Genomic DNA, 11,947 nt, shown 5'->3' on the forward strand with positions numbered 1-11,947 from the left:
TGATGGAGAAGTCCGAATGAGCCTAACGGAGCCGTTTCCGTTCAACGCAATCGTCGGCCAGGACGAAATGAAGCTGGCCCTGCTGATCACATCGATCGACCCGGGCGTCGGCGGCGTTCTCGTGTTCGGGGAGCGCGGCACGGGCAAGTCCACGGCGGTTCGTGCGCTGGCCAACCTGCTGCCGAAGATCCGCGTCGTGAAGAATTGCCCCTATCGCTGCGACCCCGACCCGGCCGCGCACGGCGCGCTGTGTGAGGCGTGTCGCGCGACGCTCGAGCACGGGGAGCTGCAGTCCGGGCTCACGCCGGTGCCGGTGGTCGACCTGCCGCTGGGCGCGAGCGAGGACCGCGTGGTCGGTGCACTGGATCTCGAACGCGCCCTGACCCGGGGCGAAAAAGCCTTCGAGCCCGGGCTGCTGGCCCGAGCGCATCGAGGCTACCTCTACATCGACGAGGTCAACCTGCTCGAGGACCACCTCGTCGACCTGTTGCTGGACGTCGCCGCCAGCGGCGAGAACGTGGTCGAGCGCGAAGGCCTGAGCATCCGCCATCCGGCCCGCTTCGTGCTGATCGGAACCGGCAACCCCGAGGAGGGCGAGCTTCGGCCCCAGCTGCTGGACCGCTTCGGCCTGGCCGTCGACGTCACCACGCCGACCGACGTCGCGACCCGGGTCGAGGTCGTGCAGCGGCGGATGGCCTACGAACAGGATCCGGCGTCCTTCGTGGCCGGCTACAAGCGCAAGGACGGCCGCTTGCGAACCAAGCTGAACAAGGGGCGGAAGCGCCTGGCCGAGGTCGAGGTCCCGGGCGCTGTGCTGGAATCCGCCGCGGCCCTGTGCATGCGCCTGGGCACGGACGGACTGCGCGGCGAACTGACCCTGGTCCGCGCCGCGCGGGCGCTGGCGGCCTTCGAAGGCGCCGAGGCGGTACGCGACGCACACCTGAAGCGTGTCGCGCCGCTGGCGCTCCGCCACCGCTTCCGCCGCGATCCGCTGGACGAAGCCGGATCGACCGTGCGCGTCGAACGCGCCTTGCGCGAACACTTCGGCGAATGACCGTGACCCCGGGCGTGGCCGGAAGCGCCTGGGACGACGCGCTGCTTGCCGCGCAGCTGCTGGCGATCGACCCGAGCGGCCTCGGCGGTGTTCGCCTGCGGGCCCGCGCCGGCCCGGTCCGCGACCGCTGGCTGGACGTCCTGCGATCGCTCGCGCCGGCCCTGCCCCGGGTCCGCCTTCCCGCGCACGCCGATGCCGACCGGCTCCGCGGCGGCCTGGACCTTGCCGCCACGCTGCGGGCGGGACGGCCGGTCGCCGAGCAGGGGCTGCTGGAGCGGGCCGGCGGCGGACTGCTGCTGATTCCCATGGCCGAACGCCTCGAGTCCGAACCGGCGGCCGTCATCGGCCTGGCAATGGATACGGGCCGCGTTCACAGCGCCGTCGAGGCAGGCGATCGAGGGCCGGCCAGTGCACGCTTCGGCGTGGTCGCGCTCGACGAGGGTGTCGATGTCGACGAGGCCGTCCCGGCCGGACTGGCCGACCGGCTCGCGCTCCATGTCGACCTTTCCGCTGTGACCGTGCGCGACCTGGCCGAGCCGGCGATCGATGTCGCCACGGTATCCGCGGCGCGCTCGATCCTGACCGAAGTCCGCCCCGGTGATGCAACGATCGAAGCCCTGTGCGCCGCGGCGCTGGCGCTCGGCATCGCCTCCCTGCGCGCCCCGCTGCTGGCCGCGCGCGCGGCCTGCGGGCTGGCGGCGCTGGACGGGCGCCGGAACGTGTCCGAAGACGACCTGGCCGCCGCGGTGCGGCTGGTGCTGGTGCCGAGGGCGACGAGCCTGCCGTCGGCCGAGGCGGAAGAGGACCTCGCCGACGATTCGATGCAGGATTCGGCAGAGGATGCATCGGAGGACTCCGACGACGCATCACCGCCAGGCGAGCACCGGCACGACCAGAAAGGCCGGGACGAGTCGGACGACTCCCGGACGGACCTCGAGTCGATGGCCGATCGGGTGCTCGAGGCCGCGCTGGCGAGCATTCCGCCCGGGCTGCTCGAGGCGTCCCGCGCGGCGACGGCCGCCCGCTCGTCGGCCCGCAGCATGGGCCGGTCCGGCGCGCGCCAGGCCGCCGGACTACGGGGCCGACCGGCCGGCGTCCGGCGCGGCCGGCCCGGGCCGAACGCGCGCCTGAACCTGGTCGAGACCTTGCGTGCGGCGGCGCCCTGGCAACGGCTCAGGGCCTCGAACGATGCCGCCGATGCAGGGAGCGCGGGCGAGCATCGTGTGCAGGTCCGCCAGGACGATTTCCGCGTCCATCGCTTCAAGCAGCGCAAGCAGACCACCACCGTGTTCGTGGTCGATGCGTCGGGCTCGTCCGCGCTGCATCGCCTGGCCGAGGCCAAGGGCGCGGTCGAGCTGCTCCTCGCGGACTGCTACGTCCGCCGCGACAGCGTCGCCTTGATCACCTTCCGCGGCACGGCCGCGGAGGTGCTGTTGCCGCCGACGCGCTCCCTGGTCCGGGCCAAGCGCCGGCTGGCCGATCTCCCCGGTGGCGGCGGGACGCCGGTGGCGTCGGGGATCACTGCCGCGCTGGAGCTTTGCCATGGCGTCCTGCGCCGCGGCGCCACCCCGGTGGTCGTGATGCTGACCGACGGTCGCGCCAACGTGGCCGCCGACGGTTCGCCGGGCCGCGAACGGGCGCGCGAGGATGCCTTGACCGCGGCCGCCGGTCTGCGCGCCTCGCGGCTGGTCGCCCTGCTGGTCGACACGTCGCCGCGGCCGCAGCCCCAGGCTCGCGAGCTGGCCGACGCCATGGGGGCGCGCTACATTCCCTTGCCGCACGCGGATGCCGCCGGGCTGTCGGCCGCGGTGCGGGCGGAGACCGGGTGAGCGCGTCGCTGGACTGGTCGCACGAGAAGGCCTCGTGGCCCCACGCCGAGGCCAGCGAGTTTCGTACCGTCGGTGCGCGTCGCTGGCATGTCCAGCGGATGGGCCGGGGGCCAGTCGCGCTGCTGGTCCATGGAACCGGCGCGTCGACGCACTCGTTCAGGACCCTCGCGCCCCGGCTGGCCCAACGGTACACGGTCGTGATGCCGGACCTGCCGGGCCACGGCTTCACCGAACGCCGCCGGCACGAAGGCCTTTCGCTGCCGAACATGGCTCGCGCGGTCGCCGAACTGGCCGATGCGTTGGCGCTGGAGCCGACCCTGGTCGTGGGTCACTCCGCCGGCGCGGCAATCCTCCTGCGCTGCTGTCTCGACGGGACCCTCGCGCCCGAAGCGGCGGTCGCCATCAACGGTGCGCTGCTGCCGTTCCGCGGTGCGGCCGGCTTCCTGTTTCCGCCGCTGGCGAAGCTGTTGTTCCTGAACCCGCTGGTCCCGCGCGTGTTCGCCCGAAGTGCGCGGGATCGTGAACGGGTCGTTCGCCTGATCCGCGGCACCGGGTCGGTACTCGACGACAGCGGCATCGATCTCTACGCGCGACTGTTCGCCAGCCCCCGCCACGTGGCCGCGACGCTAGGCATGATGGCCAACTGGAACCTGCACCGGCTGACCGCCGACCTTTCGACGCTGACCTTGCCGCTGCTGCTGGTGGTCGGCGAGGACGACGAAGCGGTCGATCCGGCGGACGCCGAACGGGTCCGCAGGCGCCTGCCCGCCGCGCGGATCGCGAGACTGCCCGGCCTGGGGCACCTGGCGCACGAGGAGGATGCCGATGCCGTCGCCGAGGCCGTTCTCGACTTCGCCTCGGGCGCCGGCGGATGACGCGTCGATGATCGCCGGACTGTTCGAGAGCGGTCGCGCTGCGGACCTGGTCCTGGTCGTGCTGGTGGTCGAGGCGGTGCTGGTCTGCGTCCTCGGCGCGGCGAGCCGCGTCCGGCGTAGCGGCGGACTGCCGGTGGCCGGCCTGCTGTTCAACCTCGCCGCCGGGGCCTGCCTGGTGCTGGCCCTGCGCGCGGTCCTGACCGGTGCCGACTGGCGGGTGGCCGGCGCATGGCTCGGCGCGGCCCTGGCCGCGCACGTCGGCGACGTGGTCCAGCGACTCCGCGCGGCGCCGCGCGACTAGTCGGCGCGGTCGGTCCGGTCGGCGCGAGCGGGCGGGACGGCCCGGAACAGGGCCTGGTCGCCGAGCGCCTGCCCGTCCAGCCCGTCGACGAGCACGCGGCGGTAGAAGTCGCGCAGCGTGCGGGTTCCGTACTCGGGCGTCGACCCGTCGTCGTATTCGCCGGTTTCAGGGTTTCGCACCAGCATCGGTTCGGTGGCGTAGTAGCGCCCGATCCGGGCGAACTCCGCCTTGTCCTCGAGCTTCGGCAGCCACCGGGCCGCGGTGCCGAAGATCGCTTCGGCGGCGCCGAAGATCGCCAGCGGCAGCCGCCGGAACTTCGCCGGCCGGCCGGCGAGTTCGAACAGCAACTCGCCGCGCTGGCGCGGCGTCATCGCCGGTCCGGGACCGCCCACCGGCAGAATCCGGTTGTCCGGCGCACGCCGCTCGACCCGGTCGGCGATGAAGCCGGCCAGGTCGGCCTCGGCGATCGGCTTGCAGGCCGGCCCGTCGCCCGGGCCGAAGATCAGGAAGGGCTTGCCCGCCTTGATCCGCGGCACCTGGCCGGCCAGCGACTTGAAGAAGGCCGTGGGCCGCACGATCGACCACGGAAGGCCGGACCGCTCCAGCTCCGCCTCGAAGGCGAGCTTGGCGCGCTGGAAGGCCAGCATCGGATGCTGCACGCAGATGGCGGAGAGCAGCACGAATCGTCCGGCCCCGGTCCGGTCGGCGGCGGCGAGCAGGTTCGAGTTGCAGCGGTGATCGACGAGCTCGGCATCGCGGATGCCGCCGGTGCGCGAAGCGATGCAGGAAACCACCGCGTCGAAGGCCTCGCCCCGGAACCCGTCACGGTCCAGGGAGACCGGGTCGGCCGGATCGCAGCGCCGCAATTCGGGCGTGGGCGATGGGCCATCGGTACCGCTGCGTTCCGGCGTCGCGAGAGGCGTTCGCACCAGGCCCACCACCTCGTGGCCGCGGGCGGCGAGCTCGGTGACCACGTGGCGGCCGATGTAGCCGCTGGCGCCGGCGACCAGGATCCGCCGGCGCGGCGCCCCGGCATGGGTCGGCTCAGGGCTCTCGATCTGCGCCATCGTGGTCCTGCGTACGCGGTCGATCCGGGGCTGCGTCGCGGTCCTTCTTCAGCTCGCGGTTGACGTCCCAGAGTTGCCACAACCCAAGGCCCAGCGCGACGACCACGACGAGGATCAGTTCCAGGAAGATCAGGTCCATCCAGCGTGTTTCCCGCCCCGGAAGCCCGGTGCCGTTCGAGACGCTCCGGAGTCTAGCAGGCCGCTGCTTCACGAGCCTTCGAGCGGCCGGGCTCGCACGCGCCCGTCGCATGACCTCTGGCGCATGAACGGCGGGGCGCGGCGCAGTAGCCTGTGCGAGTCCCCCACCCGCGCCCGGGAGCTCCTTGCCGCGATGAAACGCTTGCTGAAATGGTCCGGTCTTGCGCTGGGCGTGCTGCTCCTGGTCGGCGGACTGCTGTTCGTCAACTTCTGGTTCTTCAAGCCCCTGTCGATCGACTGGTTCTACACCCGCGTGTTCGTCAAGTTCGCGCTGGAGCAGCCGGAGATGCTGACGTCCATGCGAATGCTCGAACCGATGGGCATCCGCGGCCACAACGCGAAGCTCAGCGACGCCTCGCCGCGGGCCGCCGAGGAACAGCTGGCCCGGTGGCGCGAGGAATACGAGGTGTTCCAGCGCTACGACCGCGAGGACTACGAAGGCCAGGATCGCCTGTCCTACGACGTGTTCGACTTCTTCATGGCCAATACGCTGGCCGAAGCCGATCGCTGGCGGCTGCACGACTTTCCGGTCAACCAGATGTTCGGCATCCAGAGCAGCCTGCCGAATTTCATGGCCCAGCAGCACGTCATCGAGGACGAACTGGGCGCCGAGCACTACATCGCGCGCCTGAACCAGTTCGACACCAAGTTCGATCAGGTGATCGAGGGTCTGCGACTGCGTCGCGAGGCCGGCATCCACCCGCCGGCGTTCGCGGTCGACAAGGTCATCGAGCAGATCGACGGCTTCCTCGAGCCGGCGCCGGAAGATCATCTCCTGACCGCGAGCTTCGATGAGCGGGTCGCCGGGATCGACGAATCGGACCTGTCCGCCGAGCGCCGCGCCGAACTGCGCGCCGAGGTGGTCGACGCGGTCGCCACGGTGGTCTATCCGACCTACCGTGAGCTGCAGGCCTACCTCGTCGATCTGCGGTCGGAGGCGACCAGCAACGACGGCGTATGGCGTCTGCCGGACGGCGAGGCCTTCTACCAGGCCGCGATCACCCAGCACACCACGACCACGATGAGCGCCGACGAGATCCACGCCATGGGCCTGGCCGAGGTCGAGCGGATCAGCGCCGAGATGGACGCGATCCTGCGCGCCGAAGGCCTGAGCGAAGGAACGGTAGGCACGCGCGTTCGGCAGATCGCCGAGCGCCCGGACCAGCTCTATCCGGATACGGACGAAGGCCGCGAACGGATCCTGGCCGACTACCAGGCCATGATCGACGAGATCGACGCGGCCATGGACGACTACTTCAACCTCCGCCCCGTGGTCGGCGTCGAAGTCGTCCGCGTTCCGGAGTTTTCCGAGGCCACCGCGCCGGGCGCGTACTACCAGTCGCCGTCGCTCGACGGCTCGCGGCCGGGCCGCTTCTTCGCCAACCTGCGCGACGTGTCGGAGATTCCGAAATTCGGCATGCGGACCCTCGCCTACCACGAGGGCGTGCCGGGGCATCACTTCCAGAACGCCATCACCCAGCGGCTCGAAGGCCTGCCGATGTTCCGCCGGATGCTGCCGTTCACGGCCTACGGCGAAGGCTGGGCGTTGTACACGGAGCGCCTGGCGTGGGAGATCGGCTTCCAGGACAACCCATTGGACAACCTCGGCCGGCTCCAGGCCGAGATGTTCCGCGCCGTGCGCCTGGTCGTCGACACGGGCATGCACGCCAAGCGCTGGAGCCGCGAGCGGGCGATCGACTACATGATGGCCCACACCGGCATGGGCGAGACCGAGGTCACCGCAGAGATCGAACGCTACCTCGTGTTTCCGGGACAGGCGCTGGCCTACAAGGTGGGCATGATGAAGATCCTCGAGCTGCGCGAGCGGGCGCGCCGTGAACTCGGCGCGGACTTCGACCTCAAGGCCTTCCATGACCAGGTGCTCGGCAACGGTGCGCTGCCGCTGGTGATTCTCGAGCGGGTGATCGACGACTGGATCGACGAGGTTCGCGGAAGCGCGGCCTGATCGATCCTGGCGGGTCGTGTGTGCGACAGGCGGGACCCGCCGGTATGCTCGGGAGTCCGTACAGGCTGCCCCGGACCGACGTGCTGCCCAATTTCCTGATCATCGGCGCCGCGAAGAGCGGGACCACCAGTCTCTACGAGCAGCTTCGACGGCACCCCCAGGTGTGCATGCCGGCTCGGCGGTGGAAGGAGCCGACGTTCTTCTCCGAGCGCGCCCACGGCCGATGGGCCCGGGGCCTGGACTGGTACCGATCCCTGTTCTCGCACTACCGCGGGGAGGCGGCGGTCGGCGAGGCGTCGACCAGCTACACCAAGGCCCCGGTCTACGGTGACGCGGCCGGCAAGATCGCCGAGACCCTGCCCGGGGTGCGCCTGATCTACCTGGTCCGCGACCCGGTCGACCAGGTGATCTCCCATTACCGCCACATGGTCTTCCACGACGGGCTCCGGCTGCCGTTCGATCGAGCCCTCGACGAAAAGCCCTTTCTGGTCGATACGGCGCGCTACGCCTTCCAGCTCGCTCCCTATCGTCGCCGGTTCCCGCGCGACCGGATTCTCGTCGTGCCCTTCGAACGCTACGTCGCCGACCCGGTGGCCGAGTGCAGGGAGATCTGCCGGTTCCTCGGCATCCACGATGGCCTGGAGATCGCGCTCGACCGACCGCGCAACGTGGGCTCGGCGCGCCGCCTGGTCCGGGGCATGCACTGGCCCCGGGCCTACCGGGCCTTCCAGCGGCTCGCGCCCGGTCCGGTGCGCCGCGCGTTCGATCGCCGGCTGACCCGCCCGCTGCCGCGGCCGAGCCGGGATTCAAGCGCAGCCCGCCGTCTGCGCGAGCGACTGCGGTCGGAGGTCGACGTGCTCGAGCAGGACTGTGGCATCGATTTTCGTCGCTGGTGGCGGTGTTGATGTACGCTTGCGCCCCCTCTTACACGCCTCGCAGGAGTTCCGCGCATGAGCGACCGCCTCAAGCAGTTCACCGAGTACCGCCGGAAGATGAACGAGCGCCTGCTGTCGGAGGACAATCGCGTGATCAAGCGGATGTTCTCGCTGGACTCGTTGACCTTCAGCCAGGACAGCACGCTGGACCGCAAGACCAAGGAACTGCTGGGCCTGATCGCGTCCCTCGTGCTTCGCTGCGACGACTGCGTCAGTTACCACATCGCTTCCAGCGTGGAGGCCGGCGCGACCAAGGACGAGATCATGGAGACCATGAGCATCGGCCTGGTGGTCGGCGGCACGATCGTGATTCCGCATCTCCGGCGGGCCACCGAGTTTCTGGACGAAGTGACCGGCGCGGACGCCTGACCCGCGGCGGCGGGTCGGCCGGTATGATCGAGCGCTGACTACCAGCCCCCGGATTGGACGATGGCCGATTCGCTCGAAGCGCTCGATCGCAGGTACCTGTTTCACCCCTCCAGCGATCTCCGCATGGTCCGCGACGGTGAGCCGTTGATCTGGACGCGGGGGCAGGGCATCCACGTCGAGGACCAGCACGGCCAGCGCTACCTCGAGGGCATGGCCGGCCTGTGGTGCACGGCGCTGGGGTACGGAGAAAAGGAACTCGCCAAGGCGGCTGCCGAGCAGATGGAGACCTTCTGCTACGGGCCGCTGTTCGCCGCCCGGGCCAACGAGCCGTCGATCAAGCTGGCGGCGAAGCTGGCCGAGTGGGTGCCGATCGACGGCGCGCGTTTCCTGTTCGGCTGCTCGGGCTCGGACGCCAACGATACGCAGATCAAGCTGGCGCGCTACTACTTCAACGCGATCGGCAAACCGCACAAGAAGAAGATCCTGTCGCGGACCAGCGGCTACCACGGCACCACGCTTGCGACGGCGGCCCTGACCGGTCTCGGGCCGTTCCATGCGCACTTCGATGTCCCCGGCGAGGACGTGGTCCACCTGACCGAGCCGCACCATTTCCGCCAGGCGCGCGATGGCGAGAGCGAAGAGGCCTTCGCGACGCGCCTGGCCGAGGAGCTCGAGCAGGTGATCGAGCGCGAGGGCGCCGACACGATCGCGGCGATGATCGTCGAGCCGCTGATGGGCGCCGGCGGCCTGATCATTCCGCCGAAGACCTACTACGAGAAGATCCAGCCGATCCTGTGCGAGCACGGGATCCTGTTGATCGACGACGAGGTGGTCTGTGCCTTCGGCCGCACGGGCAATCCCTTCGGCTGCCAGACCTTCGGCATGCAGCCGGCCACGATGACGATGGCCAAGGCGCTGTCCTCGGCCTACCAGCCGATCTCGGCGGTGGCGATTCCGCCGTTCATGTACGAGGCGATCGAGCGTGCGGCCGGCGAGGTCGGGATGTTCGGCCACGGCCTGACCTATTCCGGCCACCCGGTCGCGGCCGCAGTCGCGCTGCGCACGCTGGAGCTCTACGAAGAGCGCGGCCTGATGGACCATGCCGCCAGGATGGGCGACGCCATGCAGGCGAAGCTGGCCCCGCTGGCCGATCATCCCCTGGTCGGCAACCTGCGCGGCGTCGGCCTGATCGCCGGCCTGGAGTTCGTTGCCGACAAGGCCTCGGGCGCGCGCTTCGACGCCTCGGAGAAGATCGCCTTCCAGGTCCAGAACGCCTGCCTGGAGGCCGGCCTGGTCGTCCGCGCGCTGCCCGGCGATACCTGCGCGATCTGCCCGCCGTTGATCATCGACGAAGCCGGCATCGACGAGCTGATCGAAAAACTCCTGCGTGGCCTGGACGCGGTGCAGGCGAAGCGCTAGGCGCCGACGATCCGGCTCGGCTTCCCGGCCCCGCGTCTTGATCCGGGCCGCAGCCGCCCATCGATGAAACCCACCGAAAAGGACGTCCCATGCTCGGTGCGCTGATTCTGCTGCTTCTCAACCTGCTCGTCCTTCGACTCGCCGGCGCCGGACCGCGCGCGCTCGGCATCGATGCCCCGGTCCGTCGGTTGCTGGAGTTCACCGCCGGGGTGCTGCTGGCGGCCGGGTTCGCCGCGCTGCAACTCCTGGTGCTCGCGGGCCTCGCCGGCTTCGACTGGGTGCTGCGGCCGGGGTATGGCGTTTCGGACCTGCTCGGAGGACTGCGCTGGAACGTCGTATCGGTGCTGTTCGAGGAACTGATCTTCCGGGGTGCGCTGCTGTGGCTGGCGATCCGATGGCTGGGTCCGGTGCGGGCCTGCCTGCTGTCGGCCGCCGCCTTCGGGGTCTACCACTGGTTCTCCTACGGCCTGTTCGGCGACCTCGTCACGATGGCCTACGTCTTCGTACTGACCGGTACCTTCGGCCTGATGCTGGCCGCGGCCTTCGCCTGGTCACGTTCGCTCGTCCTGCCGATCGCGCTGCACCTGGGCTGGAATCTGGTGAACAACGAGGTGTTCTCGAAGGGGCCGATGGGCGAACGCTGGCTGACGGCCTCGGTAGAGGATGCCGCTCGACTCGGCGGGCTCGAACAGGTACTCGTCAGCATCGTCATCCCGCTGTCGATGCCTCTTCTGGTTCTGCTCGTGCTGAATCGGCTGCCGCAGGACGGGCCTCGCTCCGGGAGGATCGAGCAGTGATCCACATGCCTTCAGTCATTGCCACGAAGCATGATGTGTCTCGGCTATGCTCCGCTGAATGACGAACCGAATTCTTTCCCCGTTCCTTCCGCTTCTCCTGGTGGCGGCGACTGATGCCTGGTCCCAGCAGCCGGCGCCCGTGTCCGTGGCCGAGCCTGCGCTGGAGCCGGCGGTCGAGCAGGTCGAGCTGACCGGCTCGTTCAGGGCGCGCCGGGCGGCTTCGCTGTCGCCGCGCCTCGGCGGCCTGGTCGAGTCCATCGAATTCGAGGCCGGCGACCGGGTCGAGGCAGGCCAGCGATTGGTCCAGCTCGACGATCGGTTGGCCGAACTGGAGCTGGCCCAGGCCGAGGCGGACGTGACTCGAGCGCGGGCCGCCTACGACGAAGCGGTCCGCCTGCGCGACGAAGGCCAGCGCCTGGCCGAGGATCGCTTCCTGCCCGATACGGAAATCCGGGCCCGCGTGTCGGGCGCCGAGGTGGCGCGCGCCGAACTGGCGGTGGCCGAAGCGGCCCGCGACACCGCCGCCGAGCGGGTCGCCTTTCATCGGGTGCTTGCGCCCTTCGACGGCGTGGTGGCGCAGCGGATGATCGATGAAGGGGAGTGGGTCGAGACCGGCACGGCGGTCGGCGAGCTGGTGGCAATCGACGCGCTCTGGCTGGAGGTCCAGGCACCGCAGCGGCTGTGGCCCCGGCTGGGGCGCATCGACGGCGCCGAGGTGACCGTCGACGCGATCCCGGACCGCCGGTTTGCCGCCGAGCTCGTGGCCCGTGTCCCGGTCGGCGATCCCGACGCGCGCACCTTCCTGGTCCGGCTGGTGCTCACCGACGCCGATCCGGACATCACGCCGGGCATGTCGGCCCGGGCACGGTTCCGGCTGCTGTCGGATGGGGAGGTGCTGTTGGTCCCGCGCGATGCGCTGATTCGTTACCCGGACGGTACCGTCACGCTGTTCATCGTCGAGCGTTCCGTTTCGCCTCCGGTGGCGCGCCAGCGCGAGGTCGTGCTGGGCCGCGTCGACGGCGATCGCGCAGTGGTCGTGGAGGGGCTCGATCCCGACGCACCGGTCGTCGTGCGCGGCAACGAGACGCTGGTCGATGGGCAGCCGGTGCGCATCGTCGACCCGGCCGGGAGCTGAGG

Annotated in this window: 12 protein-coding genes; 10 read left to right on the plus strand and 2 right to left on the minus strand. The window is 70.3% G+C overall.

The annotated features are described in order from the left end of the window. The first annotated feature begins 16 nt into the window (after positions 1 to 16). Genes bchI through KUV67_08315 form a run of 4 tightly spaced genes read left to right on the plus strand, consistent with a single transcriptional unit; the run spans position 17 to position 4,059 of the window. Positions 17 to 1,054 (plus strand): magnesium chelatase ATPase subunit I, encoded by a 1,038-nt coding sequence (gene bchI / locus KUV67_08300; protein MBY6204879.1) that lies wholly within the window; start codon positions 17 to 19, stop codon positions 1,052 to 1,054. Beyond that, positions 1,051 to 2,883, plus strand: coding sequence for a magnesium chelatase subunit D (locus KUV67_08305; GenBank protein MBY6204880.1), 1,833 nt, complete (start codon positions 1,051 to 1,053; stop codon positions 2,881 to 2,883). Before bchI ends, KUV67_08305 begins: the two co-directional genes overlap by 4 nt. Further along, positions 2,880 to 3,758 carry an alpha/beta fold hydrolase gene (locus KUV67_08310; GenBank protein MBY6204881.1) on the plus strand — a complete coding sequence of 293 codons (879 nt, stop codon included), beginning with the start codon at positions 2,880 to 2,882 and terminating at the stop codon, positions 3,756 to 3,758. The genes KUV67_08305 and KUV67_08310 overlap by 4 nt, the downstream gene beginning before the upstream one ends. 7 nt (positions 3,759 to 3,765) lie before the next feature. After that, the gene (locus KUV67_08315; protein MBY6204882.1) at positions 3,766 to 4,059 is read left to right on the plus strand and encodes a hypothetical protein; all 294 of its coding nucleotides are present in this window, start codon (positions 3,766 to 3,768) and stop codon (positions 4,057 to 4,059) included. Here KUV67_08315 and KUV67_08320 read toward each other — a convergent pair. Together KUV67_08320 and KUV67_08325 are read right to left on the minus strand one after the other, a co-directional pair. Continuing rightward, the gene (locus tag KUV67_08320) at positions 4,056 to 5,126 is read right to left on the minus strand and encodes an NAD(P)H-binding protein (GenBank protein MBY6204883.1); all 1,071 of its coding nucleotides are present in this window, start codon (positions 5,124 to 5,126) and stop codon (positions 4,056 to 4,058) included. The genes KUV67_08315 and KUV67_08320 overlap by 4 nt on opposite strands. Next, entirely contained in the window at positions 5,104 to 5,265 is a 162-nt protein-coding gene (locus tag KUV67_08325; GenBank protein MBY6204884.1) for a hypothetical protein, read from the minus strand. The genes KUV67_08320 and KUV67_08325 overlap by 23 nt, the downstream gene beginning before the upstream one ends. A 192-nt stretch (positions 5,266 to 5,457) precedes the next feature. On the opposite strand from KUV67_08325, the gene KUV67_08330 reads away from it, so the two are divergent. From KUV67_08330 to KUV67_08355, 6 genes are all read left to right on the plus strand, one after another. Next, on the plus strand, positions 5,458 to 7,290 hold the full coding sequence (locus KUV67_08330; protein MBY6204885.1) for a DUF885 domain-containing protein: 1,833 nt from the start codon (positions 5,458 to 5,460) through the stop codon (positions 7,288 to 7,290). A 44-nt stretch (positions 7,291 to 7,334) separates the two neighbouring features. Next, positions 7,335 to 8,195: a sulfotransferase gene (locus KUV67_08335; protein ID MBY6204886.1), complete on the plus strand. Its 861-nt coding sequence runs from the start codon at positions 7,335 to 7,337 to the stop codon at positions 8,193 to 8,195. A 45-nt stretch (positions 8,196 to 8,240) separates the two neighbouring features. Next, entirely contained in the window at positions 8,241 to 8,594 is a 354-nt protein-coding gene (locus tag KUV67_08340) for a carboxymuconolactone decarboxylase family protein (protein ID MBY6204887.1), read from the plus strand. 60 nt (positions 8,595 to 8,654) lie between these two features. Continuing rightward, positions 8,655 to 10,013, plus strand: coding sequence for an aminotransferase class III-fold pyridoxal phosphate-dependent enzyme (locus KUV67_08345; protein ID MBY6204888.1), 1,359 nt, complete (start codon positions 8,655 to 8,657; stop codon positions 10,011 to 10,013). 89 nt (positions 10,014 to 10,102) lie between these two features. Beyond that, positions 10,103 to 10,810, plus strand: a complete 708-nt coding sequence (locus KUV67_08350; GenBank protein ID MBY6204889.1) for a CPBP family intramembrane metalloprotease — start codon at positions 10,103 to 10,105, stop codon at positions 10,808 to 10,810. Positions 10,811 to 10,910: 100 nt separating this feature from the next. Further along, positions 10,911 to 11,945 carry an efflux RND transporter periplasmic adaptor subunit gene (locus KUV67_08355; protein ID MBY6204890.1) on the plus strand — a complete coding sequence of 345 codons (1,035 nt, stop codon included), beginning with the start codon at positions 10,911 to 10,913 and terminating at the stop codon, positions 11,943 to 11,945. Positions 11,946 to 11,947: the final 2 nt, after the last annotated feature.

Source organism: Halomonas denitrificans, assembly GCA_019800895.1.
Lineage (GTDB): Bacteria > Pseudomonadota > Gammaproteobacteria > Xanthomonadales > Wenzhouxiangellaceae.